The 25,304-nt window shown below is 70.9% G+C and carries 24 protein-coding genes and 2 pseudogenes; 13 read left to right on the top strand and 13 right to left on the bottom strand.

Annotated elements, in window-relative coordinates:
* Positions 1-267: 267 nt before the first annotated feature.
* Positions 268-798, top strand: a pseudogene (locus RI578_RS38420) (TetR/AcrR family transcriptional regulator); the annotation flags it as partial.
* Positions 799-810: 12 nt separating this feature from the next.
* Here the strand turns inward: RI578_RS38420 and RI578_RS38415 are convergent.
* Complete coding sequence (locus tag RI578_RS38415) at positions 811-2,034, bottom strand: saccharopine dehydrogenase C-terminal domain-containing protein (protein WP_310875421.1); 1,224 nt, start codon at positions 2,032-2,034, stop codon at positions 811-813.
* Between the two features lie 159 nt (positions 2,035-2,193).
* Between RI578_RS38415 and RI578_RS38410 the strand changes: the two genes are divergently transcribed.
* Positions 2,194-2,895, top strand: a complete 702-nt coding sequence (locus RI578_RS38410; RefSeq protein ID WP_310875420.1) for a TetR/AcrR family transcriptional regulator — start codon at positions 2,194-2,196, stop codon at positions 2,893-2,895.
* A gap of 159 nt (positions 2,896-3,054) precedes the next feature.
* On the opposite strand, the gene RI578_RS38405 is transcribed toward RI578_RS38410, so the two are convergent.
* Complete coding sequence (locus RI578_RS38405) at positions 3,055-4,131, bottom strand: Lrp/AsnC family transcriptional regulator (RefSeq protein ID WP_310875419.1); 1,077 nt, start codon at positions 4,129-4,131, stop codon at positions 3,055-3,057.
* Positions 4,132-4,283: 152 nt separating this feature from the next.
* On the opposite strand from RI578_RS38405, the gene RI578_RS38400 reads away from it, so the two are divergent.
* The 4 genes from RI578_RS38400 to RI578_RS38385 all read left to right on the top strand — a co-directional run bounded on the left by RI578_RS38400 (position 4,284) and on the right by RI578_RS38385 (position 8,906).
* Entirely contained in the window at positions 4,284-5,546 is a 1,263-nt protein-coding gene (locus tag RI578_RS38400) for an MFS transporter (RefSeq protein ID WP_310875418.1), read from the top strand.
* On the top strand, positions 5,518-6,813 hold the full coding sequence (locus tag RI578_RS38395; protein ID WP_310875417.1) for an amidohydrolase: 1,296 nt from the start codon (positions 5,518-5,520) through the stop codon (positions 6,811-6,813). The genes RI578_RS38400 and RI578_RS38395 overlap by 29 nt, the downstream gene beginning before the upstream one ends.
* A complete protein-coding gene (locus tag RI578_RS38390; RefSeq protein WP_310875416.1) occupies positions 6,810-8,090 on the top strand; it encodes a hypothetical protein in 1,281 nt (426 codons plus the stop codon). The genes RI578_RS38395 and RI578_RS38390 overlap by 4 nt, the downstream gene beginning before the upstream one ends.
* Positions 8,091-8,288: 198 nt before the next feature.
* A complete protein-coding gene (locus RI578_RS38385; RefSeq protein ID WP_310875415.1) occupies positions 8,289-8,906 on the top strand; it encodes a M15 family metallopeptidase in 618 nt (205 codons plus the stop codon).
* Positions 8,907-8,981: 75 nt separating this feature from the next.
* Here the strand turns inward: RI578_RS38385 and RI578_RS38380 are convergent, their stop codons facing one another.
* Together RI578_RS38380 and RI578_RS38375 are read right to left on the bottom strand one after the other, a co-directional pair.
* Entirely contained in the window at positions 8,982-10,031 is a 1,050-nt protein-coding gene (locus RI578_RS38380) for an NAD(P)/FAD-dependent oxidoreductase (RefSeq protein ID WP_310875414.1), read from the bottom strand.
* Between the two features lie 183 nt (positions 10,032-10,214).
* Positions 10,215-10,676: an SRPBCC family protein gene (locus tag RI578_RS38375; RefSeq protein ID WP_310875413.1), complete on the bottom strand. Its 462-nt coding sequence runs from the start codon at positions 10,674-10,676 to the stop codon at positions 10,215-10,217.
* A 207-nt stretch (positions 10,677-10,883) separates the two neighbouring features.
* Between RI578_RS38375 and RI578_RS38370 the strand changes: the two genes are divergently transcribed.
* The 3 genes from RI578_RS38370 to RI578_RS38360 all read left to right on the top strand — a co-directional run bounded on the left by RI578_RS38370 (position 10,884) and on the right by RI578_RS38360 (position 12,554).
* Positions 10,884-11,537: a GPP34 family phosphoprotein gene (locus tag RI578_RS38370; protein ID WP_310875412.1), complete on the top strand. Its 654-nt coding sequence runs from the start codon at positions 10,884-10,886 to the stop codon at positions 11,535-11,537.
* Positions 11,538-11,725: 188 nt separating this feature from the next.
* Entirely contained in the window at positions 11,726-12,103 is a 378-nt protein-coding gene (locus RI578_RS38365; protein ID WP_310875411.1) for a hypothetical protein, read from the top strand.
* A gap of 67 nt (positions 12,104-12,170) precedes the next feature.
* The gene (locus RI578_RS38360; protein WP_310875410.1) at positions 12,171-12,554 is read left to right on the top strand and encodes a hypothetical protein; all 384 of its coding nucleotides are present in this window, start codon (positions 12,171-12,173) and stop codon (positions 12,552-12,554) included.
* 32 nt (positions 12,555-12,586) lie between these two features.
* On the opposite strand, the gene RI578_RS38355 is transcribed toward RI578_RS38360, so the two are convergent.
* Both RI578_RS38355 and RI578_RS38350 read right to left on the bottom strand, forming a co-directional pair.
* A complete protein-coding gene (locus RI578_RS38355) occupies positions 12,587-13,126 on the bottom strand; it encodes an EF-hand domain-containing protein (RefSeq protein ID WP_310875409.1) in 540 nt (179 codons plus the stop codon).
* 327 nt (positions 13,127-13,453) lie between these two features.
* The gene (locus tag RI578_RS38350) at positions 13,454-14,494 is read right to left on the bottom strand and encodes a LacI family DNA-binding transcriptional regulator (protein WP_310875408.1); all 1,041 of its coding nucleotides are present in this window, start codon (positions 14,492-14,494) and stop codon (positions 13,454-13,456) included.
* A 116-nt stretch (positions 14,495-14,610) separates the two neighbouring features.
* Here RI578_RS38350 and RI578_RS38345 point away from each other — a divergent pair, with 116 nt between their 5' ends.
* Positions 14,611-15,462, top strand: coding sequence for a phytanoyl-CoA dioxygenase family protein (locus RI578_RS38345; RefSeq protein WP_310875407.1), 852 nt, complete (start codon positions 14,611-14,613; stop codon positions 15,460-15,462).
* Positions 15,455-16,873 (top strand): sugar porter family MFS transporter, encoded by a 1,419-nt coding sequence (locus RI578_RS38340; protein WP_310875406.1) that lies wholly within the window; start codon positions 15,455-15,457, stop codon positions 16,871-16,873. Before RI578_RS38345 ends, RI578_RS38340 begins: the two co-directional genes overlap by 8 nt.
* 216 nt (positions 16,874-17,089) lie before the next feature.
* Here RI578_RS38340 and RI578_RS38335 read toward each other — a convergent pair whose 3' ends face one another.
* The 4 genes and pseudogenes from RI578_RS38335 to RI578_RS38320 all read right to left on the bottom strand — a co-directional run bounded on the left by RI578_RS38335 (position 17,090) and on the right by RI578_RS38320 (position 21,420).
* On the bottom strand, positions 17,090-18,013 hold the full coding sequence (locus RI578_RS38335) for a class I SAM-dependent methyltransferase (RefSeq protein ID WP_310875405.1): 924 nt from the start codon (positions 18,011-18,013) through the stop codon (positions 17,090-17,092).
* A gap of 98 nt (positions 18,014-18,111) precedes the next feature.
* Positions 18,112-19,215, bottom strand: coding sequence for an NAD(P)-dependent alcohol dehydrogenase (locus tag RI578_RS38330; protein WP_310875404.1), 1,104 nt, complete (start codon positions 19,213-19,215; stop codon positions 18,112-18,114).
* A pseudogene (locus RI578_RS38325) lies at positions 19,212-20,584 on the bottom strand (aldehyde dehydrogenase family protein). Before RI578_RS38325 ends, RI578_RS38330 begins: the two are co-directional and overlap by 4 nt.
* A gap of 83 nt (positions 20,585-20,667) precedes the next feature.
* Complete coding sequence (locus RI578_RS38320; RefSeq protein WP_310875403.1) at positions 20,668-21,420, bottom strand: (5-formylfuran-3-yl)methyl phosphate synthase; 753 nt, start codon at positions 21,418-21,420, stop codon at positions 20,668-20,670.
* 47 nt (positions 21,421-21,467) lie between these two features.
* Between RI578_RS38320 and RI578_RS38315 the strand changes: the two genes are divergently transcribed.
* Entirely contained in the window at positions 21,468-22,127 is a 660-nt protein-coding gene (locus tag RI578_RS38315; protein ID WP_310875402.1) for a class I SAM-dependent methyltransferase, read from the top strand.
* 298 nt (positions 22,128-22,425) lie between these two features.
* On the opposite strand, the gene RI578_RS38310 is transcribed toward RI578_RS38315, so the two are convergent.
* Together RI578_RS38310 and RI578_RS38305 are read right to left on the bottom strand one after the other, a co-directional pair.
* Positions 22,426-22,674, bottom strand: a complete 249-nt coding sequence (locus RI578_RS38310; RefSeq protein WP_310875401.1) for a hypothetical protein — start codon at positions 22,672-22,674, stop codon at positions 22,426-22,428.
* 81 nt (positions 22,675-22,755) lie between these two features.
* Positions 22,756-22,947: a hypothetical protein gene (locus RI578_RS38305; protein WP_310875400.1), complete on the bottom strand. Its 192-nt coding sequence runs from the start codon at positions 22,945-22,947 to the stop codon at positions 22,756-22,758.
* A 285-nt stretch (positions 22,948-23,232) separates the two neighbouring features.
* Between RI578_RS38305 and RI578_RS38300 the strand changes: the two genes are divergently transcribed.
* Positions 23,233-23,724, top strand: coding sequence for a MarR family winged helix-turn-helix transcriptional regulator (locus RI578_RS38300; protein WP_310875399.1), 492 nt, complete (start codon positions 23,233-23,235; stop codon positions 23,722-23,724).
* Between the two features lie 69 nt (positions 23,725-23,793).
* Here the strand turns inward: RI578_RS38300 and RI578_RS38295 are convergent, their stop codons facing one another.
* Positions 23,794-25,245, bottom strand: a complete 1,452-nt coding sequence (locus RI578_RS38295) for an amidase (RefSeq protein WP_310875398.1) — start codon at positions 25,243-25,245, stop codon at positions 23,794-23,796.
* Positions 25,246-25,304 lie beyond the last annotated feature (59 nt).

The raw sequence follows: 25,304 nt of genomic DNA, 5'->3' as shown, positions 1-25,304 counted from the left end.
AGCTCGCCGTCGGCGACGGCGTCGAGGACGGCCCGGTGGGCGACGGCGGTGTTCGGCGGCATCAGGCGCTGGTCGGCTCCCGCTCGACCTGGTGCAGGCGGGCACGCGACGGGGGTTCGACGAGGCCTTGGGTGCCCGGCCCTCTCCACCCGGAATGCGTCATGGAAGGCGGGAGTTGTCGGTGGCGGCAGCCATGATGGAGGCGTGGACCACAGCCTTGTCATCGCAGCCGCACAGGCCGTCGGCATCCGGTGAGGCCTCGGCGCCACGAGGGTGCGGGACGTCGCCGATCAGGCGGGGGTGGCGACGGGTACGGTCACGTACTACTTCCGGGAGCTGGACGAGCTCTTCGACCTGGTCTTCGCCGAAGCCGTCGACCGTTTCTGCACCGACCGCGAACAACACGCCGACTCCCACGACGACCCCGGCCGGCGGCTCATCGCCGTGCTGAGGTCCGGCCTGCCCACCGGCCCGGACGACGAACTGTGCTGTCTCCTGTACGAGTTCTCGCCCCAGGCCCGGCGCCGGCCCGGCGACGCCCTGCTCCGCAAACAGCTCTACGAGCGTCAGGTGGCCCTCTACCGGCGCATCCTCGTCGACGGTGCCGAGCGCGGCGCCTTCACTCTGCGCAGCCCCGCCGGGCAAGTGGCCGCGAACCTGGTCGCCCTCGAGGACGCCTACGGCTACCACGTCATCGCGCAGACCTCCATGCGACGGGACGAGGCGGAGCGGCACCTGTTCGGCTACGCCGCCCTGGCGACCTCCGCCTCCCTGCCCTCCCCCGTGGAGGCGATGTGACCGGCCAGGCCGTCAGCCCTCTTCGCGCAGGCCCCAGGGGGACCCGTACTCGGTGAGCAGGTCGAGGAAGGGCCGGGCCGGGAAGGCCTCGGGACCGAGGACTCCCCTGCCCTCCCAGGCTCCGGTGGCGAGGAGTTCGAGGGCGACGACCGGGTTGATCGCGGTCTGCCAGACGACGGCCTGTGAACCGTACTCACGCATCGACCACTCGTTGTCGACCACGTGGTACAGGTACACCTCGCGCTCCTTCCCGTCCCTGGTGCCCTTGACCCAGGTGCCGGCGCAGGTCTTGCCGGTCATCCGGTCACCCAGGGTCGCCGGGTCGGGCAGGCAGGCGGCCACCACGTCGCGCGGGGAGACGGCGACCGGCCCGTTCGCGCCGGGCACCGTCACCTTGGCGGTGGAGTCGAGGCCGAGCTCGTGCAGGGTGCGCAGCTTGGTGATGAAGTCCTCACCGAGGCCGTACTTGAACGTCACTCGGCGCGCGTCGACCCAGCGGGGGATCAGCAGCACCTCCTCGTGCTCGACGTTCACGCATTCCACCGGGCCGATGCCCTCGGGGAAGTCGAAGGTCTCCGGCTCGCTGAAGGGAGCGGTGGTGAACCAGCCGCGGTCCTTCTCGAAGACCACCGGCGGATTGAGGCACTCCTCGATCGTCGTCCAGATACTGAACGACGGCGCGAAGTCGTAGCCCTCCACGGTGAGGTTGGCGCCGTCACGGACACCGATCTCCTCGATGTCGTCGAAGAGTTCGTCGGCGGCGTACCGGGCGAAGACGTCCGACAGGCCGGGCTCCACACCCATGCCGACCAGGGCCAGCCGCCCGCACTCCTCCCAGCGGCCCGCCAGGCCGAACTGCTCGTCGCCGAGCTTCACACCGCACTCCTCGTGCGGGCGGTCGGCGTGCGGGGCGGACAGTGACATCGCCATGTCCAGGTAGTGGGTGCCCGCGGCGAGCGCCGCTTCGAACAGGGGCATCACGAAGCGCGGGTCGGTCGCGTTGAGCAGGACGTCGCAGCGGTGCTCGGCGAGCATCCGGCGCACGGCCCCACCGTCCGAGGCGTCCAGCCGCCGCGCCGTGAACCGGTCGCCCTGCTCCCCCAGCGCGGCGACGGCGGCCTCGGCACGGGTGAGGTCGTAGTCGGCCACGACCATGTGGGTCAGGAACTTCCTGCGGGCAGCGATCCGGGTGACGGCGGTGCCGACACCGCCCGCGCCGACGAGAAGTACACGCATGTCGGACACCTTTCGTGCTCCTTGTGAGGGGGGCGAGCGCCTCCCCGGGTGCCCTGATGGAACGGGACGGCGAGAGATAAGGTCAACCGCGTTGGCATAAGGGTTGGCAAACGCGTGGGTACGAGAGCCACCGGTCGCGGTGGTGGCAGGGAGGGTGCGATGGCCAAGCAGGTGGTACGGGAAGAGGCGCGGCGCAGGCGGCGGCCGACCCGGCAGGGGACGGTGCTGACCGAGACACTCATCGTGCACACGGCGCTGCGGCTGCTGCGGGAGCACGGCAGCACCGGACTGACCGCCCGGCGCCTGGGCCTCGCGCTGGGCGCGGACCCGAGCACCCTGTACCGGTACTTCGCGGGCATGGACGACCTGACCCGGGCCATCGGGGACGAGTTGATGGGCCGGGCCCTGGCGAGCTGGACGGCGACCGGTCACTGGCGTACGGATCTGCGTGCCCTGGGGCTCGCCATCCACTCGGCCTACCTCGCCCATCCGCAGGCCGCCGTGCTCACCGCGAGCCGGGTCACCGGGCGCCCGCGGGAGATCGCGGTGGACGAGGCGATCCTCGGCATCCTGCGCGGCGTCGGCCTTCCGGACGAGACCGCCGTCCGCGTCTACCACGCCTTCATCGACCAGAGCCTGGCCTTCGCCGCTCTCGACGCCGGGGCGCTCGCGCTGGCGGAGGAGACCCGCACGGCCGACGAGGAGATGTGGGGCACCACCTACGCAAGGCTGCCGGCGACGTCGCATCCCCATATCGCCGCCACCGCCCGGCTCCTGACCCGGCGGATGCCGCACAGCGCCTACCCGACCGCCCTGGAGATGCTGCTGGACCACACCGCGGCCCAACTGCCCTCGCAGTGAACCGACCGGCGGCCCCGAAGGCCGGTGCCTCACCGGCCGTGCTTATGGTCCTCGGCATCGGTACCGGCCTGCCCACCGCCGGCAACACGCACGAACTGGCCGAGCGCCTCGCGCCGGAGAGCCCTGCTGGGTCGGGGGTGTCGCTGTCGGATCGACCGCTCAGGCGGGACAGGCCGCCGCTGTGATCGGTACGTGCGCGCCGCCCCGCCCGTCGCGGTCCAGGAGCCGGCCCATGCGTTTGGCGGTGTGGAGGGTGATGCCGCGTTCGCTGATCCGCAGTTCCGGGTGGCGGCGCAGTATCCGCTCCTCCAGGGCGGCGCAGTCGCCGGGGGAACGCAGCCACACCGACAGCAGCAGGTTGTCGCGGCCCGTGACGGACGCGCACAGCCGGGTCTCGGACAGCCCGGCCAGCGCCTTCGCGACGGCCTCCACGCCGGGGCCCGGCGCCGCGATCCGGAAGTTCGCGATGACGGGCCAGCCGGCCAGCCGCTGGGTCAGGTCGCACCGGAAGTAGACCTCGCCTCCCGTGATCATCCGCCGCAGCCGTCGGCGTACCGTCGTGTCGCTCAGTCCGCACTCACGCGCCAGTTCGGCGTGGCCACGACGCGCGTCCGCGCCGAGGGCGATCAGGAGCCGGTGATCGCTCTCGTAGGGGCCCGTGCCCGGCCTCGCACGGCCATGGCTCTCGCCGCCGCGCAGATCCGCGCGCTGCCGCTCGTTGAGCGTGTGCACCAGCCATCCGCTGCCCTCCCGGTGGACGGCGGTGCAGATACTCAGCCGCACCGAACGGACCGTGTCCAGGCCGCCCAGCCGCCGGGTCACGAAGTCGTCGAGGGAGGGCAGGTCACGGGCGGCGACACCCAGGAACAACTGGTGTTCTCCCGTGGTGCGTTCGAGGCTGAACACCGGGCCCCAGGACCGCAGTCGGGTGGTCAGGGAGTCCACCGCCGCCGCCTCGCAGGAGAGGTCCACGTAGCCGACCACCGAGGCGTGCCGCGCGGGATAGGCCGTGATCCAGGCCACGCCGCTGTCGGAGAGACGGCGCCATCGGCGGGCCGCGGTGGTGGCGTCGATGCCGATGACCGCGGCGATCCGCGACCAGGGCGCCCGGGGGTCCAGTTGCAGGGCCTCGACCAACGCCAGGTCGATCTCGCTGAGTTCGGTGACGTCGTCGTGGGCGAGGCCGGTGGGCCCGGGCGCGGCGGGTGGCGGGAGGGCGGTGTCGGTGGGGTGCACGCGTCTCATCCTGTCAGGGCCGGCGGGCAGGGGTTGGCGGTTTTCCGGCAGGGAATGGGCGCGCGTGCCGGATTCCTGCGATACGGAGGCGCTGAACGGCGGACGGTGCAGGGTTTCCGCCAAGCGTCGGCTCGCCCAGCGGGAGGACACCCGTGCACCGAACCACTCGAACCACCGCGGTCCTGCTCTTCGTCGCCTGGGCCGTGGACTACATAGACCGACAGGTCATCAACCTGGCCCTGCCGTCGATCGGAGACACCTTCGGTCTCACCCACGGCGAGCGGGGCATGATCCTCTCCGCGTTCTTCGTCACGTACGCGCTCACGCAGATACCCGGCGGGCTGATCGCCGGCCGCTTCGGCGGGGTCCGGGTGATGTGCGTGGCGCTCGCCCTGTGGTCGTTGTTCACCGGGCTCACGGCGATCGCCTGGTCCTTCGCCGCTCTGCTCGCCTTCCGCTGCCTCTTCGGTGTGGCCCAGGGCCTGTTCCCGGCGGCCGCCCTCGAAGCGCTCAGCCGCCGCAGCGTCCCCGAGCAGCGGCTCACGGCCAATGGCTGGGTACAGAGTTCCAACGCGGTCGGTGGTCTGCTGGCCGCCGTGCTGGGCGGGCTGCTGCTGGCGCACTGGGACTGGCGCGTGATGTTCGTCGCCGTCTCCGTACTGGGCCTCGTGGTCGTGGTCGCGATCCGCCGCTGGATGCCCGCCCCGCTTCCGGCGGAACGGACCGGCCCCGTCCTGCACCGCGGCGGCAAGGGCGCCTCCGCCCTGCTGCGGTCCCCGGTCATCTGGGGTTTCGCGGTGATGTTCTTCGCGTACGACACCGTGGTCTGGGGCCTCAACAGCTGGAGCGCCTCCTACCTGATGGAGGAGCGCGGTCTGCGCGTCAGCGACGCCGGGCTCGTGTCCCTGGGGCCGACGCTCTGCGCGGCGGTCGCCGCCGTCATCGGCGGGCGGTTGTCCGACCGGTTCGAGGGCCGGCCGCGTCGCATCGTCGTCCCGGCCATGTCCGCCGCCGCCGTGCTGCTGGTCGTACTGCCGCTCACCACCTCGCTGGGCGGGTTCGTGGTGGTGGGCACGCTCATCAGCGCGGTGATCGGCCTGTGCTACATGCCCTGCTTCTCGGTGCCCCTGCGCAGTCTTCCCCCGGACCTGGCGGGTGCCGCGTCGGGCATCATCCTCTTCGGCGGGCAGCTCTCCGGGATCGTGGTGCCCACCCTGTTCGGCCACGTGGTCGACGTGTGGTCCTACCGACTCGCCTTCTGGTCGCTGGCCCTCGGGCCCGTCCTCGCGATCGCGGCCGTGCTCTGCCTGCCCCAGACCTCCCACCGTTTCCTGGCGCGTCTTCGCGCCGTCGTCGGCGACATTCACACGAAGGAGGACGACAGCGATGCGTCCACAGCTCCCCACTCCGCCTGACACCGGCCTGGCCGCCGGTCTGGCGGCCCACCTCCCGCACTGGGAGGAGGTCTACCGCGAGCTGCACGCCCACCCCGAACTCGCCTTCGAGGAACACCGCACCGCGGCCACCGTCCTGCACGAGCTGTCCCACCTCGCCGGCTGGGACGTGACCGGGCAGGTCGGGGGCACGGGCGTGGTGGCCGTGCTGCGCAACGGTGACGGGCCGGTGTTGTGGCTCAGGGCGGACATGGACGCCCTGCCCGTACACGAGGCGACCGGCCTCCCCTACGCCTCCACCGAGGCGGGCGTCATGCACGCCTGCGGTCACGACGTGCACGTGGCCGCCCTGCTGGGGGCCTGCCGGCAGTTGGCAGCGCAGCCCGAAGCCTGGCGGGGGACCGTGGTGGCCGTCTTCCAGCCCGCCGAGGAGGTGGGCCGCGGGGCGCAGGCGATGCTGGACGACGGTGTCCTCGACCGGTTCCCCGGCCCCGAGGTGGTCCTCGGCCAGCACGTGGGGCCGCTGCCCGCGGGCCTCGTGATCACCAGGCCGGGGACCGTCATGGCCGCGGCCGACAGTGTCCGCGTCACCCTGCACGGAGCGGGCGCCCACGCCTCCACACCCCATCTCGCCGTCGATCCGGTGGTGATGGCGGCGGCTGTGGTCATGCGGCTGCAGACGCTGTCCGCGCGGTTCGCGCCGCTGATTCCGTCGCCTCTCCTCACGGTCGGTGCCCTGCATGCCGGCACCGTCCCGAACGTCATCCCGCACACGGCGGAACTTCTCTGCAGTCTCAGGACGTTCGACGAGCAGACCCGCGAGGAGGCGCTCGCCGGCCTCGGGCGCATCGTCCGCGCGGAGGCGGAGGCACAGGACGCGCCCGCGCCGCCGGACATCCAGACGTACGACTCCTTCCCGCTCACGGTCAACGACGCGGACGCCACCGAACGCGTCCTCATGGCCCTGGAGGCCGGCGGCACGCTCGGCCACGTCCTGCCCGCTCCCCTCTCGGCCAGCGAGGACTTCGGCCGCTTCGCGACGGCCGCCGGCTGCCCGTCGGTCATGTACCACTTCGGCGGCGCCGACCCCGCGGGCTTCGACGCCGAGGCCGTCGCCGCCCTGGAACGCGGAGCGCTCCCGCCGGGCACGGTCATGAACCACTCCCCGCGCTACGCACCCTCCGCACCCCACGCCGTGGCCGCCGGGGTCCGCCACCTCCTCACCGCAGCCGGGGCGTGGCTGACTCCGCCCGCGACCGCCAACTCCCTTGAATGGACAGCCCGATGACGCACTGGAAGCCCCTCGTGCTCGCCGCCGCGCTCGCCCTGTCGACGGCCGCGCCCGCCACCGCCGCGCAGACCGGCAGTCCGGGACGCGACGCGTCCGCCGCACCCGCCGTGCCCGACTGCGCCTGGCGACCACTGGGTTACCGGTCGTCCAATGTGGCCTACCCGGACACCAACTCCCAGTACTGGCTGCTGCACTACACCGTGCAGCAGGACCTCACCATCGAACTCGACGGCCGTTACCCCGACGCCCGCTATGCCTCGTTCGCCTCCTACGACGCGTCCCGCGACAGCTTCACCGGCCCCGACGGCGCCCCCGCCGTCCTTACCGACCACCAGATCGCGCCGGACCGGGGCAGTCACAACCCCTACCGGGAGCACAGCCGCCCCGGGGGCAAGTTCACCGTGTCGGTCACCGACCGGGCCGGCGACCGACGCAACGCCCTGCCGCTCGCTCCCACCGGAACGCCCGAGGGCGCCGAGGGGACGGTGATCTACCGCGTCTACCTGCCGCACGGCGAGATCCGGCTGCCGAAGGTCACCTTCCTCCGCGACGGCCACCGGGTACGCGTCGCGGCCTGCGACGACGCACTGACCACCGGCGTCGCCGCGCCGTCGAGGGGCACGGCGCAAGGTGCCGAGGGGACCGGCCCCGCGCCCGCACCGCCCGCCACCGCGAGCGAGCCGCCCCGGCCGGCCTTCTCCCGCCTGGGCGGCTCAGGACTGTACCCCAACCCCGACAACGCGTACGTGGCCACCGGCTTCGACGCCCCGCCGCCGGGGCAGGTCCTCGTCGTACGCGGCAAGGCGCCCGCGGGGACGACCGGAGACCGTGCGCGGCCCTGGCCCGACCCCGAGGCCCAGGTGCGGTACTGGTCGATGTGCAACAACCTGTGGTGGGGACCCGGCGAGGTCGTCGCCAACCCCCTGCCCGACGGCACGGTGGACACCGGCTGCCGCACCGACCACGACACCCGTCTCGCCGCCGACGGCACATACACGTTCGTCGTCGGCACGGAGGAACAGCGCGCGACCGTCGAGAGCGTTCCGGGCGTCACCTTCCTGCCGCTGTCCGCGGCGACACCGACCGACAAGCATCTGCTGATCCTCCGCAACATGCTGGCCGCCCCGGACTTCGCGGAGGCGATCCAGCGAGTCCCCGTCGGCAGCGAACCTGCCCGCACCGCCGAGGTGATGGGCGACCACTACCCGAGGACGGCTTACTGCGAGCTCACCGCGCTGACCGACTCCGGCCCGGACGCCTGCCCGGTCGGCTGAGCGCCACGAGGCGGCCGTCCCGGAAGACCTCACCGCGGAAGACGAGACGCGTGCGGCGATCTCGTCACGGGGCGGCCCGGGGCGTCTGCCCTCGACGATCGGCACACACCTGCTGTCGATGCTACGAATCGGCACATATCGTCGGCGTATCGAGATGCGCATACGGGCCGGCAACACCGCGCTGCCTTGACTGGCGGCATGCCTCGCCTCACACCTTCAGCACGAAGCAAGGCCCGCCGAATACACCGACTCCTCGCCGTCGGCCTGACAGCCGTCACGGCGGCGATCGCCACTGCATGCGTCTCCCCACAGCAAAAGCCCCCGGCCGCCGGGTTTCCCGCCGCGTCCTCCCCGCCGTCCGCGTCCGAGGCCGACGGTGTCGTCCCCGACGGCGTGACCGTCCTCGATGACGAGGTTCCCGCGGTGGCCAGGCTCCACCCCGATCTCCTCGATGCCCTCCGCCAGGCCGCGACAGCCGCCGCGGACGACGACGTCACGTTCTACGTCAACAGCGGCTGGCGTTCCCCGGCGTACCAGGAGCGGCTTCTTCGTGAGGCGGTCTCCAGGTACGGGTCCGAGGACGAGGCTGCCCGCTGGGTGGCCACCGCGGACACGTCTCCTCACGTGTCGGGGGACGCGGTCGACCTCGGCCCGTCCGATGCGACGGACTGGCTGTCCGAGCACGGCGCCGAGTACGGCCTGTGCCAGATCTACCGCAACGAGCCCTGGCACTACGAACTGCGCCCCGAAGCGATCGACGACGGCTGCCCGACCATGTATGCCGACCCCACCGAGGACCCGAGGATGCGGCAGTGACCGGCAGCGAGCGGAGACGGACCACGACGCGGGCCGACACGGCGCTCCAGCGCTCGGCGGGCCGGCGCTCGGCGGTCAGGATGCCTGGACTTCGTCGAAGAGGGCGAGGGCTTCGGCGGGATTCGGGCTCACGAGGCGTTCCAGACCCGCCGTCGTGATCTCCGCCCACGTGCCGGCCCGCGCCCACATCCGTTCTTCGAAGGCGCGGACGACCTGGTCGACATCTCCGGGGCCGGTGGCGATCGACTCGGCGAGTTCGGCGCCTTCCAGCATCGCCAGGTTCGCGCCCGCCCCCAATGGGGGCATCAGGTGGGCGGCGTCGCCCAGTAGCGTCACCCCGACGACGTGCGTCCAGGTGTGGGACACGGGCAGGACGTGGAGGGGGCGGTGGACGAAAGCGCCGCCGTGGCGGAGGAGTTCGAGGACGGGAGCGGCCCAGCCGTCGAACCGAGCCAGCAGGCTCGATCGCACGGCCTCGACGTCCGCCGGGTCCAGGTTCGTGTGCCAGACCAGCGGTACGCGGAACTGGGCGTACACCTTCACGTGGCCGCCGCCGTTGCGCTGAGCGACGAGCGCCCGGTTCACGCCGTACACGGCAACGGAACCGTCGCCTGTCAACCGGGCGAGGTCAGGGTGACGGGTGTCGATGTCGTCCACAGAGGTCTCGACCAAGGTGACGCCGGTGTAGTGCGGCGTCACCGACGAGACCGCGGGGCGCACCCGGGACCAGGCGCCGTCCGCGCCGACCACGAGGTCGAACCTCTCCTGTCGCCCGTCCTCGAAATGGACCAGCACGCCGCCCCGGTCCCCCGGCACCACCTGCGTCACGCCCCGCCCCCACTGGACGTCGAGAGGGCCGAGCAGCAGGTCGCGAAGCTGCCCGCGGTCGATCTCGGGATTCGCGGTGTCGCCCGGGCGGGGCCGCCAATCGCGCAGGACGGTCCCGGCCGTGTCCAGGATGCGCATGGCCTGCCCCTCGGGACGGGACAACGCCTGGAACTCCGCCAGCAGCCCCGCCTTGTCCAGCGCCGACTGACCCAGCCCTTCATGCAGGTCCAGCGTGCCGCCCGGAGGGCGGGCATCGGGGGCGGGACCGCTTCCGACAACGGCGATCCGGGGTCTCATGCCGGTAACTGTATGGCGCGCCCTCAGAGGCTCATCTGCTGTGCGCCGGGGCCGGCGACTGTGGCCGCGACGCAGTCACGGCGGCGCCCGCGACAGTCGCGGCGGGCCGGCGCCAGCGCCGACGCGGCGGCGCCATGCGGTCGCCGGCGCCGACAGCACTGCGCTTCAGGGGCAGGACAGGGGTCACTCACCCGGCCTGATGCGCCCGCGCCAGGCTCCGGACTCACCGCCGCGGCCCTCGATGTACTCCTTGAAACGCTGCATGTCGCCCTTCACCCGCCGGTCGATCACTCCGAGCATGTCACCGGTCTTCTCCGCGACGCCGGTGGGCTCGACCTCCATGACGAGCTCGACCCGAGTGTGCGTGTCGTCCAGGCGCTGGAAGCGGACCGTGCCCTTCTGCTTGCTGTCACCCGTGGTCGTGCGCCACGTGATGCGCTCGTCGGGGAGCTGGTCGACGATCTCGGTATCGAACTCGCGCTTCACTCCGCTGACGTTGGTGGTCCAGTGGTTGCGGCGCTCATCGACCTGCCTGACTTCCTCCACGCCCTCCATGAACTGCGGGAACTTCTCGAACTGGGTCCACTGGTTGTAGGCGGTGTGCACCGGAACGTCGACTTCCACCGTTTCCTTGACCGTGCTCATCTGGCAACCTTCCTCTCTACTGAATTCGTCGCATCCGGCGCCGGCGACCGGTCCGCGGCCTCGGCACGCCGAAGCGAGTACCCGCAGATCAGCCGTATAACGTCCGGTCAGCACTTGGGCAGGCCGTGGTGGCCGTGGCGACGCGTCTGCTGACCGGTGGGTCGTGGCGGGACACGGCCGCCCGGTTCGAGCAGCACAATGGCGAGCATGAACACTGCTCGGGATCTGTTCGTCATCACCCTGGAAGTGCCGTCCAGCCGACCGATCGCGCAAGGCGACGTCTCCTTGGTCCTCGCGGGCGCCGAACTCGTCGATCTCCGCGACGCACACGTCCTGCGCCTGGACGGCGACCGCATCGTCCCCCTCGACGATCACCCCGACGGCACGGACGCCCTCACGGCGCAGGCCGCCGCCCAACTCGTCACGGAGCCGCCGTACGAGACGGTGGAGCAATGGCTCTGGCGGCGGGGCCGCGGGCTGGCCGGTTCCTACGCCGATGACCTCGCCGCGCGGACTGCGGGCGACGCCCGCGGTGGACTCCTGCCGCGGTTCCTGCGCCACTTCGCTCCCAACCGCTCCCAGGAGCCCTCCGTCCGGCCACTCCACGAAGCCACAGACCCTCATCAGGGACTGGACGACTCCGTTCTGGCCGCCTTCGCGGGCACGCTCGGAATCGGGGAAGCGGCGCCGCCGCCACCCACCGAACCCACCGAACCCACCGACACGACCACGGCCGATCAGGCGGACGACGTCGGGCTCATTCTCGCCGTGGTGAGCGACGCGCTGATGGAGCTCGAGGCCGAACGTCAGCGACGCCAGATCGAGCAGGATGCCTACGACAACGTGTGGCGCGCGCCCTGACTCCACACGTACTGCCGCACTCGCGGCGCCGCGCATCGGCGTTGGGTTGGGACGGGGCCGGGAGAGGTCCGCGTGCGGGTAGGGTCCTTCGGCATGCGCACAACACCTCCCGGCATACGCCCGGTCAGCCTCCGCGCCGTCCTCGAGGCGCTGCGGGACGCCGCCCGTGTCCTGGAACGGGGCCGCCGGTGAACACCCCCCGCTGGGTCACCCCTCGCCGTCTCGGCGCCGCCGCCGCGATCTACGGCGTGTTCGTCTCGGGCTGGTACCTGGGGCAGCCTGTGACCCCCGAATGCCGCGTCGACCAGGCCGCCCTCGACCGGATCACCGAGGAGTACGAAACCGGGCCAACTCCCACGCCCACTCCGACGCGGACGGCGTACCCGCCACAGTACGACTCGGAGACCCGCCTCCCGCGCGACCCGACGCCGGAGCCGTTCCACGACCTGCCCAGGGTCGCCGACGACGGGCTGTCCGTGACGCTCAGGGCCTACGCCGTCGCCTGCGTCAACGATACGAGCGAACGCCCCCGTCTTCAGGGGTGGTTCGAGGGCCACTGGTGGTAATGAGGTGGCGTGACCCGGTGTGTCCGCCGACGCGGGCGACGGCCTCGTGCCGTGGGACACTCCCCGGGTGCCTGCCTGGATAACCCTGCGCCGTCTCGGCGCCGCCACCACTCTGTACGGCGTGTTCCTGGCCGGGTGGTGGCTGGGCCAGCCCGTTCGCTCCGACGGCTGCCTCGAGGACAGGTCCGCCGTCGGCGCGGACGGTCGTCCCGCGTCCGTGGAGCCGGCCGACCCCGGCCGGTACCTCGCGAGCCTCGACCTCGACTTCGGACTCCTCGACTGGGCAGACGACTTGGACGGCTACCGCGACGGCGAGTACGGTCCCAACGACTACGGACACGTCCTGCAGGGCGAACTCGAAGCGCACGTCACGTCCGGTGCGACTTACACGACCTGCTCCTACAAGAAGCGCGCCCGCCTAGTGGCATGGATCAACGGCGACTGGGGCTGACGGTCGAAGAGGCGCCCATGCATGTCTCGGCGTTACCGGGTCTCGGCCGGGACCAGGTGGTCGCCAGGGATGCCGGACTTCTCCGGGCGGTAGTAGTCCCTGATCCCGTCCGCCCAGGTGGACACGCGGATGCGGTCCTCCGCGTCCGGGCCGAAGGCCTGGAAGAGCGCCTCGATGTTGGGCCGTTGGAACCCGATCGCGATCATCAGCGAGACGAACTCGGGGCGGGCGACGAAGCCGTCGCCGTCCGGATCGCCCATCGCGGCGAGCGCTTCCGCGAACTCGTCCACGGTGGCGTCGAACCGTTGCGGATTGAGGACGACGGAGGTGAACTCCTCCGGGCTGACCCGGCCGTCGCCATTCGCGTCCAACTCGTTCAGCAGCGTTTCCCCGTAGCGACGGAAGGCACCGGCGAGCCGGTCCGCGGTCGCCTCGTGGGCATCCGGTACCGCGGCCACGACGCGATCGCTCATCAAGTCGAAGTCGGAGAGCTCCAGGTATCCGTTCCCGTCGGCGTCGAAGAGGGAGAAGACCAGCTCGATACGGTCGGTCGCCTCGGTGGTGGGCGTCATGGTGCACCCCTGCCTTTCCTGATGAAACGTCTTCGGCGAGTTGCTCGCCGGGACCCGGCCCCGGCGGCTGACTCACTCTCCAGGAACTTCGACCACTCCGGCAGGAAAGAGCGGCACTTCGCACCCGAACGAGGGGACTCCTCTCATCCGCGCATGAAGCGGGGCGGGTCTGGACATCACCGCGGCCATGACACCCGCGCGGGACACCCGCGCGGGACACCCACGCGGGACACCTGCGCGGACAACCAGGCGTTGATCCTGACCGAAGGACGTTCCCCCCCCAACACCCTGGTCACCGGGCGGCCGAGACGGTGTGGAACGAGGTCTTCAGCCGGTGCGGCGGCCGCTGCTCGCGCGTACTTCGAGGTGGTGCGGGATCACGATGTCGAGGGGCGCCACAGTGGAGGCCGGGCTGTATATGCGATCGGCGAGGCACTGCAGGGCCCGCTCGGCGATCTGTCGCTTGTCCGGCACCACGGTCGTCAGCGGCGGGTTGGCGTACTGCCCGTCCTCGATGCCGTCGAAGCCCACGACGGCCAGCTCCCCCGGGACGCTCAGACCACGTGCGTGAGCGATGTGCAGTGCGCCCAGGGCGAGTTCGTCGGTGAACGCGAAGACCGCGTCCGGCCGGGCCTCCGCGTCGTCCGTCCGGGCCGCCGCGTCCAGCAGGGCGGTCATCGCTTCCGCTCCGTCCTTGCGGTGCAGGGTCGTCACGGGCTGCTCCAGGGCGGGGTCGGGCTGCAGCCCGGCGCGCTCGATGGCCCTGCGGTATCCCTCCAGGCGCTGCCGGGCCGTCTCGTTGCGCAGATGCGGCTGCGGACCGATCGCCGCGATGCGCCTGCGGCCCGACTCGAGCAGGTGGGTCGTGGCCTCGTCGGCCGCCAGAACGTTGTCGACGGCGACACGATCGGCGAGCCCGTGCGGCTGCCGCTCGCCCAGGAGGACGACGGGCACGTCACGGGACCGGTCGGTCAGTTCCTCCGGTCCGAGGGCCCAAGGGCTGATGATCAGGCCGTCGACCAGACGACCGCCGGCCCCGTCCAGGAGCCGCTGCTCCGCCTCCGGGTCCCCGAACGTCTGGTCGATGACGACGGTCCAGGAGCGGTCCTGGGCTGCATGGACGATGAGGCTGGCGAGTTCGCCGAAGTACGGTGAGTAGAGTTCCGGAATGGCCAGGCCGATCAGGCCGGTACGTCCTGCGCGCAGATTGCGGGCGGCCACGTTCGGCCGGTAGCCCAGCTCGTCCAATGCGGCCTGGACCCGGACCCGTGTTTCCTCCGCCACCGAAGCCGAGCCGCTCACGACGTTGGACACGGTGCGGGTGGAGACCCCCGCCAGGGCGGCGACATCCTTCAGACGACTACTCACAGCCGACATCCTCGCACGTCGCGGTAACGGTCACCAGATTCTTCGGGCTACCTATTGCAACGTCGCATTCAACGTCGCAACATGGTCGCACTCCGCACAGCGCAAGGAGGCGCATCATGAACGTGCCTGTTTTCCCCGGCATCGACGTCGTCGACCTGGACCTCGACGTGTCCGGGGACGTGGAATCCCTGTACACGGACGGCATCACCGCGCGTAAGGGCGCGTTCACTCCGCAGTGGGCCGACCGGCTCGGCGAGGACGTCGACAGGGCGTTCGAGGAGGCCCGCTCACGTCCCGGCGGCGCGGTAGGCCGCGGACCGAACCGCTACTACGTCGAGATCCACCCCGAGCAGATCCGGGGCTTCGTGGACCTCGTCGACCATCCCTGGGTGCGTTCCCTGTGCACCGCGACGCTCGGGCCGGACTACCGCATCGTGGAGCTCGGCTTCGACGTCCCGCTGGAGGGCGCCGTGAACCAGCCCTGGCACCGCGACTTCCCCATGCCCGAGGAGACCCGCCGCGAACGGCGCCTCACCTCCCTGGCCTTCAACGTGACCACCGTCGACACCGAGGAGGACATGGGCCCCTTCGAGATCGCTCCCGGCACCCAGTGGGACGACAGCGAGGAGTTCGAGCACGGCATGTTCCCGCCCCGGTCCCACTACGGCCGCTACGCGGAGCGGGCGGTGCGCAAGTACCCGAAGCGCGGTGACATTTCTGCGCGCACGGCCCTGACCGTTCATCGAGGCACCACCAATCACTCCGCGAAGCCCAGGCCCGTACTGGTCCTGGGCGTCGACGGGCCGGAGGCGACGAACGGCGACCGGCACGACACGGCGGTCACCCGGGCCTACTGGGAGGCGCTGCCGGACCGGGTGCGGCGCCACCTGGACTGCCCGATCGTGGACGAGCTGACGCCGGTGACGCAGAAGCACACCATCGAGGGTCTGGTCATGGGCGATGCCTGAGACCCTCGCGGCCACCCCCGCGACCACCGGGACCGGGTCGCCCGGCCGGCAGCCGGCCCAGGTCTACGCGGTCGCGGCGGTGTCCGCTCTGGGCGGCCTGCTCTTCGGCTACGACACGGGCATCATCTCGGGTGCCCTGCTCTATCTCCGCGAGGACCTGGGGCTGTCCTCCCGGGGGCAGGAGATCGTGGTCAGCGTGATCCTGGTCGGTGCGATGGTCGGGGCCCTGTGCTCCGGCCGTCTCGCCGGACGTTTCGGACGGCGCCGGGTGATCCTCTGGGTGGCGGCGGTCTTCGGCGCGGGCGCGTTGGGAGCCGCCCTCGCGCCGGGGACCGGGACCCTGATCGCCGCTCGCTTCGTACTCGGCCTGGCCGTGGGCGGAGCGTCCAACATGGTTCCCGTCTACATAGCCGAGCTGGCTCCCGCGGCCATCCGCGGCCGCCTCATGGTCCTGTTCCAACTGATGGTGGCCATCGGGCAGTTGATCGCGTACCTCTGCGGTTGGCTGTTCGCCGGCAGCGGCGGGTGGCGGATCATGTTCGGGCTCGCCGTCATCCCGGCGGTGGTGCTGGCGGTCGGCATGCTCAGACTGCCGGAGAGCCCTCGGTGGCTCGTCGAGCACGGTCACGAGGACGTGGCGAGGGCCGTCCTGCGACGCCTTCGCCCGCGTGACGCGGATGTCGCGGCCGAGATCAGCAGTATCCGTGAGGTCTCCGTCGCCTCTCCCCGCGCCGACCGCCGTGCGCTCACCCGGCCCTGGGTCCGGCCGGCCCTGGTCGTCGCCCTGGGCGTGGCCGCCTTCTCCCAGCTGACCGGGATCAACGCCGTCGTCTACTACGCCCCGACGATGCTCTCGGACGCCGGGTTCGGCGACTCGATCGCGCTTCTCACCGGCATCGGCATCGGCACGATGCTCGTCATCGCGGGTGTCACCGGTGCGGTCGCCGTGGACGCGCTCGGCCGGCGCCGCACGATGCTCTGTTTCGTACCGCTGTCCGGGCTGGCCATGACGGTACTGGGAGCCGCCTTCCTGATGGACGACTCCCCCGCCCAGCGCTGGACCGTGATCGCCGCGCTGTTCGCCTACATCCTCTTCAACGGGATCGGCATGCAGTCGGTCGTCTGGCTCATCGCTCCGGAGATCCTCCCGCTGAGCGTGCGCGGCCCCGCGACGAGTCTGGCCACCCTCACGGTCTGGGGGTTCGACCTGCTGATCGCGGTGACCGCGCTGAGCACGATCAACGCCGTCGGGCGGTCGGGGACGTTCTTCATATACGCCGCGATGAACGTGCTGTGCGTGGTCTTCGTGGTGTTCAAGGTTCCCGAGACACGCAACAGGTCGCTCGAGAGCATCGAGAAGGCGCTACGGGCCCCCGGCGGTCTGCGGCGCAATCTGACGGCGCGATCCTGACCGCGGCGCCCGGCGCACCAACCCCGTGGGAGGTACCGGGCCCGCACCCGGCCCCCGGGTGAGCGGCCGGTTCTGCTCGATCAGCGCGTCCGCGGCGATGACCACGAGCCCGATCAACATGTCCACGGCCCCTGCGCGGCAGGAGGACAGCCACGCGGGTCGAGACGGTCCGGCAACGCGTCGGACGCGGCTTCGACCTGCGCGAGCGGGGCGCCGCTAGCGCACCGAGCGCGGCTTGTCCGCGAAGACCCACCGGTTGCCCGCGAGGGCGTCGTTCTCCTCGGGCAGCGGGCCGCGGCCGTGCCGGTGGGTGAAGTCGAAGGGGGTGCGGACCGAGGTGGACCAGCCGCTGTTCGCCAGATGGGCCGCGGAGTCGGGCCTCGGCTCTCTGCTGAACAGGTGCAGCAGGTCGATACCGAGTTCCTGGTGCGTCGACCTGTACAGCGGACTGTCGCGGTACTCCATCAAGTCCTTCTCGAGCTTGACCTCGAACGCCAGCGCGCTGCCCGCCGCACTCAGCCGGTCCACCGTGCTGATCAGGTAGGTCTCCGCCGCGTTGGGCAGGTAGAACAGCAGGCCCTCGGCCAGCCACACGGTGGGCGCCGCCGGGTCGAAGCCGGCTGCCGTCAGCGCGCCGACCCAGTCGGCGCGCAGATCGACGGCGACCGGTACGCGCGTCGTCACCGGTGCCGCCGACAGTGCGCCCAGCACCTCGTGCTTGAACGCGAGGACACCGTCCCTGTCGATCTCGAAGATCACACAGTCGGGTGGCCAGTCGAGGCGGAAGGCCCGGGTGTCCAGCCCCGCCCCGAGCAGGACCACCTGGCGGGCGCCGCCGTCCCGGACCGACCGGAGGACGAACTCGTCGAGCACGCGGGTCCGCAGCCCGAAATAGCGGGCGAAGCGCCCCCACAGCGGGCTCGCGTCCCCGTCCGGCGCCTGGTGCAGGCGGACCGGCCAGTGTGCGGACGCCGGTGCGGAGAGCACGAAGTGCTCCGCGTAGACGTCCTGGGCGAGGCTGTCGGGGCGGTGGGTCTCGATCGCCCGCGCGGCGGCGACCAGGAGGGCGGTGAGACCGACCCCTCCCGCCACGCCGTCCATGCCCTCCGCGCCGGTGCTGCGATGTGCCGTATCGGCCATGCGTTCTCCCCTGGTGCGAGTGGTAGGAGTGGTACGAGTGGAGGCCGGCGTCTGAAGGGGACGGCAGCTCAGGTCGGACGCGTCGTGCGAGGCCTGGTTCACCGCTCCCGTCCTTCCGGGATCAGGACGGGTTTGACGACGCGGCCCGTCTCACAGTCGTGTTCGGCCTCGTTGATACCGGCGAGCGGATAGGTACGGATCAGTCGGTCGAAGGGAAACCGCTCGGCCTGCCAGAGGGCGGTCAGCCGCGGGATCAGCAGTCCGGGGACCGCGTCACCCTCGCAGATGTGGGAGATCCTGCGCCCGCGGTCCAGTGTTCCCGGTTCCAGCGGCAGCGCGGTGTGGAGCCGTGCCACCAGGCCGAGGTGCCCGTTCGGACGCAGCGACCGGAGCGCATCGTTGATCAGTTTCGCGGAGCCCGTGGTGTCCAGCGCGTACCGCGCTCCCCCGCCGGTCAGCCGCTGGATACGGTCGGGAAGTCCGGCCGACGCGGCGTGCAGCGGAAGGGCGTGGAAGCGCTCGGCCAGGGCCAGCCGTTCGGGGTGCCGGTCGACGGCCACGGTCACCGCGCCGGCGGCGTGCGCCGCCATCACCGCGGCCAGCCCCACCGCTCCCGCGCCGAAGACCGCGAGAGTGTCACCCGGCCCGACGCCGAAGGAGTTGAGGACCGCTCCGGCGCCGGTGAGGAAGCCGCAGCCCAGTGGTCCGAGCAGTTCGAGGGGCAGCGCGGGATCGACCCGGACGGCATTGCGGGCCGGGACCAACGCGTACTCGGCGAACGAGGACTGGCCGAACCACCGAGGAGCCATTTCCGTGCCGCCGGCGTCGGTGAACCGGCCGGCCTTCTCCTTGCGCCCTCCGAAGAGGTTCAGCGAGGCGAAGGAGTCGCAGTAGGCGGGGGCCGCGCCCATGCAGTTGTGGCAGTGACCGCAGGAGTCGAAGCTCAGTACGACGTGGTCGCCGACGTTCAGACCGGTGCGGGCGCCGCCCGTCTCCACGACGATCCCGGACCCCTCGTGACCGAGCACGGCCGGGAGCGGTGAGCGGCCCGCCGAACCACGGACCGCGAGGTCGGTCCGGCACATCCCGCAGCCCGCGATCCGGACCAGGATCTCGCCCTCGGCCGGCCCCTCCTTCAGCATCACCTCCTCGACGGTGAACGGGTCCTCGTACGAGCGCAGTACCGCCGCACCGAACTTCACGTCACGCCTCCTCGGGACGCCTCCTCGGGCCGGTGCACGACGAACGGGCTGAGGTTTCCGTAGAGACCCCACGGTCCGCCCGCGACGCCGACGCCGCTCTGCCCGACACCGGCGAAGGGCTGTGCGAGGGACAGTTCGGCGTGGTGGTTGATCCACGCGGTTCCGCACTCCAGGCGGTCGGCCACCGTCGCGGCCAGGTCGAGGTCGGTCCCCCACACCGAGCCGCCCAACCCGAAACCGGTGCCGTTGGCGGCCTCGACGGCCTCGTCGAGGGTTCCGTACGGCAGCACCGGCAGGACGGGGCCGAACTGCTCCTGCGTCACCACCGGGCTGTCGGCCGGTACGTCGGCGAGGATCGTCGGGGCGAAGAAGTACCCCGGCCGGTCCAAGCGGTGCCCACCGGCGGCGGCACGGGCGCCGTCGGCCAGGGCCCGGGCCGTGTAGTACTCGACGCGGGCCAGTTGAGGGGCGTTGCTGACCGGTCCGAGCCGCGAGTGGGGGTCGAGGCCGGGCCCGACGACGGCCGTCTTCGCCCGGTCCGCCAGCGCCTCCACCACCCGTGCGTGGAGACGGGCCGGGGCGTAGACGCGCTTGACCGCCATGCAGACCTGCCCGCAGTTGCGGAACGCCGCCCAGAACAGCCGGTCCGCGCTCGCCTCCACATCGACGTCGTCCAGCAGGATGGCGGCGTCGTTGCCACCGAGCTCCAGGGTGACCCGTGCGAGCGAGGCCGCCGCGCTCGCGGCGAGGGCCCGGCCCGTGGCCGTCGACCCGGTGAAGCTGACGTGACGGATTCCCGGGTGCGATGCGAGCCGGGCGCCGAGTGGCTCACGCCCGGTGACGATCGTCAGCACCCCCTCGGGCAGGACGCCGGAGAGGACGGACCCCAGCAGCCGGGTGGCGAGGGGCGTGAACGGGGAGGGCTTGAGCAGCATGGTGTTGCCCGCGGCGAGCGCCGGCGCGAACTTCGCCGACGCGAGCTGCAAGGGGAAGTTCCACGGGACGATGGCGGCGACGGGCCCGAGCGGTCTCCACCGCAGCTCGCTGCGTACGGGGCGGCCGTCCGTGATCGGCTGGGGCCCGGCGTCCAGCTCGGCGAAGTAGCGGAGCCGGGCGGCGGTACGGGCCACCTCCGCGTACGACTCGGTCAACGGTTTGCCCTGTTCACGGGTGAGCAGGGGGCGAGATCGGCCGCCGCCGCCTCAACGGCGTCCGCCGCCGCGAGCAACGCGGTTCTGCGGGCGCCTGGGTCGGCCCGCCAGCCGCGCCAGGCCGCGTGGGCCCGGTTGACGAGCGCGTCCAGCTCGTCCGGCCTGTGATCGGGAGCCTCGTCGAAGGCCTCGCCCGTCGCCGGATCGACGACGGTCAGGCCCCCGTCCCCGCCCCCACCCCCGCCCTGGCCACTGGGCCGTTGCGGGGAATGCAGGGAATGTCCTGTCACCACGGCGGGGGTCAGCTCGCCGTGGAGGCGGCCGCGTGCTCCCGGACATGCCGGTCCATCTCCGCCCGGAACGCCGCCACCAGGTGCGGCTGGATCCGGCCGGAGTTGCGGTCGCCGCCCTCGCAGACGGCACCGCGCACCCCGACGATGTCCGTCTCGATACGGGCGAGTTCTCCCAGGTCGCCGACCTTGACGCTGCCCGCCAGCGCGGCGAGGAGTCCGGCGTCGTGGGCACGCCGCACGAACTGCGCGCATACGTCGGGCGGAAGGTGGTCGAAGAGCCGGGTGCCGTCCTTGACCGCGGTGTCGAGCATGGCGGCGTCGCAGCCGGAACGGCGCGCGATGTCGGGCAGCGCGAGTGGGTTGACGCAGCCGATGCGGTGGGCGTCTGCGTAGCCGGAGGCGACGACGAACGCGTCCGCCCGGTAGTCCTTCACCGCGCGGACGACCCCTCGCATGACGTCGACGGCCTGTTCGGGTGTCGTGCACCCGTAGAGGCCGACCTTGATGTAGGTGGCTCCGGAGACGGCCGCACCGAGCGCCGCCTGGGCCACCGTGCCGGGCTTGTACGGTACGTCCCCCACGGTGGCGGAGACCGGTTTGTCCGCCGGCACCGCCGTACGGATCTCCCTGATGACCCAGGGGAAGTTCGCGCCGAGGGAGCCCTCGTCGGGCTTCTTGACGTCGACGATGTCGAGGTGCTCGGCCGCCTTGGCGCAGTCGAGTGCCTCGTCGACACCGTCGGGAGAGATGAGAAGCAACAAGGTGGAATTTCGCCAAGGCGTACGCGGCGGAGAACGAGAACAACCTCGTGAACGCGTACTACGAACGGCCCGCGATGTTGACGCTCGCCGGAGACGTGGCCGGCCACCGGGTCTTGGACGCCGGCTGCGGCTCAGGGCCCCTGACCGCCGCACTGCGCGACCGCGGTGCGGTCGTCACCGGGATCGACGCCAGCGCCGGGATGCTCGCACTTGCCAGGCGGAGGCTCGGTGACGACGTAGCCCTGCACCTGGCCGACCTGAGCGACCGCTTGCCATTCGATGACGGTGCGTTCGACGACGTGGTCGCGTCGCTGGTCCTGCACTACCTTGGGGACTGGGAACCGACGTTGGCCGAGTTGCGGCGAGTGCTCAGGCCCGGCGGCCGGCTGATCGTGTCGGTGGACCACCCTGTCACGGCCTACACGATCCGGGACCCTCGGCCCGACTACTTCGCGAACACGAGCTATACCTTCGACTGGATGCTCGGCGGGCAGTCCACCCCGATGCGACTCTGGCGCAAGCCGTTGCACGCAATGATCGATGCTTTCACCACCGCCGGATTTCGTCTGTCCGTCATCAGCGAGCCGCAGCCTGACCCAGCCGCCCGTGACCTGTTCCCCGACGGCTTCCGCGACCTTTCGACCAAGCCGTGCTTCCTGTTCTTCGTCGTCGAGGTACCGCCGTCGGTCACCGGCCCGGAGGGCTGATCAGTCGCGGCGTCGAAGACGCCGAGCCGACACCCCGATGACACAATTTCAGGTCCCCGGCCTTGCCCCGCCGATGCCGCGAAGCCAGCCGGATGGAGAGGGCCCGGCCGGGAGGGCGGGCCGCCGTCCCGGCCGGGCGGCACGACCGCGCCAGGCTGGGAGGTGTCAGCACGAGCCGCTTCCTTCACGCTAGGCCGCCACGGCCGTGCCCGCGCGCGGAGCGCCTGGTCAGTGGGCCGACGGGGTGCCGCCTTGCTCAGCGGCTCACCCCCCATGATCGCGGACGCGGCCGGCGCACCTACTGCGTCGGACCGGCGATGTGCCGAGGGAAGAAGGCGAACTTCACTCGGTAGTCGGGATGGTCCTTCCAGCGGTGGGCGATGTGCTTCAGGGTCTCCCAGTCGTCTGCTGCCGATCGAACACCGTCCGTCTCAGCCCGCAACAGGCTGGCAGTGCTCGCGGCGCGGGCGACTTCGTATTCCAAGGCGTCGACGGCGAGCATCGCGTCGCGAGCGTCTTCCTGGTAACTGTGCACGGGCAGCCTCACGTCGCTCCCGGAGGAAGGCGCCGAGTTGGTCGAAGTCGTCCGCTGTGAGTGCCATGCCCTGCTCTCCTGGATTCGGACTGCTCAGCGGCTGGATTCGGTGATGCCGGCCGCCGGCTCCCCCACCACTGCCAGCACGCCCTGGCCGAACGCGGTCGGTGCCACGAGGATGCCGAAGACCAGGACGATCAGCACGGTCAGCTTCTCATCGTTGCGGCTGCGTGCCTGGGTACGCCGGCCCAGCCGCACGACCTCCTGACAGGTTGTAGCCAGCACGCATTACTGAGACGTCCGTATCCTGCAAGGTTGGCGGCAAATACCTGTCAGATCGGCCGGATTGGCCGTCTTGCCTCCGACGGACCCCGCCCGCAGCCGCGCTCACATCTCGTCCGGACCCACCGGGCCAGGAGAACCGTTCGCGTTCCCAGTACTGGCGGCGGCGCCGCTACGGCGGACCCGAAAGCGACGGTGGTCGCCGGTTTCAATGTGTGCGTAGGGCGAGTTGCGATGCATGCCGCATTCCGATTGTTCAGTGCGTCGGGGGGATGTAGCGTCGCGATCATGGAATCACTGATCGGAACCACCACCGACCAGGCGCCTGCGAACCCGGCCGCCACCGATGACATGCTGGACACACAGCCGGTCGGCTACTGGTGTGGCCTGACGCATACGACCGTCACCCGGCATCTGCGTGACGCCATGGCCAAGATCGACGTCACGCAGCCGCAGTACTGGGTGCTCAACCGCGTGAACGGCGGTCCCACGGCGCCGAGCCGTGAGGAGGTCATCGCGCAGCTGACGCATCTCGCTGACGGGCCACACGAGATCGCCAGGGTCGTCGACCAGTTGCACCACCGCGAATGGCTCCGGATCGACGACGGACAGCGCCTGTACCTCACGGATGCCGGGGAGGCCGCCAGAGTCCAACTCCGTGAGCTGGCGACCGAGGTACGCGCCGTGGTCCACCAGGGCATCAGCGACGAGGAATACGTGGCCGCGCTCAAGGTGCTGCGCAGGATGGTGGCCAATGTCGAGGGCGGCGGGGGGTCGTAGTCATCCCGTTGCCGCTCTGTGCTCTTGTGGCCGCCCGGGGAGAACTCGACGGGTACCCGGTGGGACGCGTTACTTCGGTGCCTGGAAGCCGCCGATCTGCTGTTCGAGCAAGTCGGCCAGCCGCAGTGTGGTGCGATCCTCGAACATCGGACCTATGAGCTGCACTCCCACCGGCAGACCTTCGGAGGACCGACCCGTGGGTATCGCGGTGGCGGGCAGGCCGGACATGGTGGCCAGACCGGCCCAGACGAGCTGGTCGAAGAACGGGTACTCGACGCCGTCGATGTCGAGCCGACGCCCCAGCAGATCAGGGCTGTGGTCGTGCGGGAACGCGGGAGTCGGGGTGATCGGACACACCACGGCATCGAACTCGCCGAACAGCTGCCGCCAGCCGTGACGGTGGAGCTCGCGACGGTTGTTCACCTCGATCCAATCGCTGTGACTCAACACCATCCCGCGCAGCCGCGCCGCGTCGAGACTCTGGTCGTCCGCGCTCAGTCCGGCGGCACGGGCCTGCAGCTGCTCGTACGCTTCTACGGGAAAACGTGCAACGGAGCCCGAGAACAGCAACTGCGTGTAAAGCGTCGCGTCTTCGGCCAGATCGGGCAGCAGCGGACTGTGCCGTTCGACGTGGGCGCCGCCGTCTACAAGTGCTTCGGCCACCCGGTTCACGCCGGCCCGCACATCGGACCCGGTCGGAATGAACGGATGCTCGTCGAGGACCAGGACCCGGTACTCGCTCAGCCGCTCGTGGCGCGCGGGCGGCAGGGTCAACTCGTGCGCCACGCCGAGCGTCAGCGGGTCCGGCCCGGCCATGACGTCGAGCAGGAGTGTGAGATCGCCTGCGGTGCGCGCCATCGGGCCGACGACGGCGAGGTCGAGGTCGACCGGCAATGCCGGTGTGGCCGGCGGGACCATGCCGCGGGTCGCCGCCAGCCCAAGTGTCGGCTTGTGCGCGTAGACACCGCAGAAATGCGCGGGGGTACGCAGCGAACCGGCGATGTCGGAGCCGATGGACAATGCGCCGAATCCAGCCGCCAGGGCCGCCGCTGATCCGCCGGAGGACCCGCCCGACGTACGATCGTGATCCCACGGGTTGTTGGTGGTGCCATAGATCTCGTTGAAGCTCTGCAGATCTTGCAGACCCAAGGGCACATTGGTCTTACCGAGCACCACCGCGCCAGCGGCTTTGAGCCGCGACACCTGCACCGCGTCCTCGGCCGGTACAAAGTCCCGGTACTGCGGCATGCCCCAGGTCGTGGGCATCCCGGCGATGTTGTAAGACTCCTTGACTGTCACCGGAATACCCAGAAGCGGCCGATCCTCGCCCCGACCGAATGCCTGGTCGGCATGTCGTGCAGCCACCCGGGCACCATCGAAGTCGGACACACAGACCGCGTTGATCGCTCCCCCGTCCCGCTCGATCCCAGCGATCGCCGCCTCAGTCAATTCCACCGAGGACACCGCACCAGCACGCAACGCGGCCTTCAACTCTCCGGCCGACCGAAAATTCCAATCCATGAATTCGACGCTAACGGACCGCTACAGAGGACATAAAATCCCACTTCCCGCAACGGAAA

The sequence above is a fragment of the Streptomyces sp. BB1-1-1 genome, from assembly GCF_031597775.1.
GTDB lineage: Bacteria > Actinomycetota > Actinomycetes > Streptomycetales > Streptomycetaceae > Streptomyces > Streptomyces thinghirensis.
The sequence above is the reverse complement of the archived record's forward strand: the minus strand, read 5'-3'. Positions and strand labels throughout refer to the sequence as shown.

Bases quoted from the DNA above. Each gene is read 5' to 3' on its own strand.
- RI578_RS38415 (WP_310875421.1), bottom strand. From the start codon at position 2,034: ATGCGTGTACTTCTCGTCGGCGCGGGCGGTGTCGGCACCGCCGTCACC.
- RI578_RS38410 (WP_310875420.1), top strand. From the start codon at position 2,194: ATGGCCAAGCAGGTGGTACGGGAAGAGGCGCGGCGCAGGCGGCGGCCG.
- RI578_RS38395 (WP_310875417.1), top strand. From the start codon at position 5,518: ATGCGTCCACAGCTCCCCACTCCGCCTGACACCGGCCTGGCCGCCGGT.
- RI578_RS38390 (WP_310875416.1), top strand. From the start codon at position 6,810: ATGACGCACTGGAAGCCCCTCGTGCTCGCCGCCGCGCTCGCCCTGTCG.
- RI578_RS38385 (WP_310875415.1), top strand. From the start codon at position 8,289: ATGCCTCGCCTCACACCTTCAGCACGAAGCAAGGCCCGCCGAATACAC.
- RI578_RS38380 (WP_310875414.1), bottom strand. From the start codon at position 10,031: ATGAGACCCCGGATCGCCGTTGTCGGAAGCGGTCCCGCCCCCGATGCC.
- RI578_RS38375 (WP_310875413.1), bottom strand. From the start codon at position 10,676: ATGAGCACGGTCAAGGAAACGGTGGAAGTCGACGTTCCGGTGCACACC.
- RI578_RS38370 (WP_310875412.1), top strand. From the start codon at position 10,884: ATGAACACTGCTCGGGATCTGTTCGTCATCACCCTGGAAGTGCCGTCC.
- RI578_RS38355 (WP_310875409.1), bottom strand. From the start codon at position 13,126: ATGACGCCCACCACCGAGGCGACCGACCGTATCGAGCTGGTCTTCTCC.
- RI578_RS38345 (WP_310875407.1), top strand. From the start codon at position 14,611: ATGAACGTGCCTGTTTTCCCCGGCATCGACGTCGTCGACCTGGACCTC.
- RI578_RS38340 (WP_310875406.1), top strand. From the start codon at position 15,455: ATGCCTGAGACCCTCGCGGCCACCCCCGCGACCACCGGGACCGGGTCG.
- RI578_RS38335 (WP_310875405.1), bottom strand. From the start codon at position 18,013: ATGGCCGATACGGCACATCGCAGCACCGGCGCGGAGGGCATGGACGGC.
- RI578_RS38300 (WP_310875399.1), top strand. From the start codon at position 23,233: ATGGAATCACTGATCGGAACCACCACCGACCAGGCGCCTGCGAACCCG.
- RI578_RS38295 (WP_310875398.1), bottom strand. From the start codon at position 25,245: ATGGATTGGAATTTTCGGTCGGCCGGAGAGTTGAAGGCCGCGTTGCGT.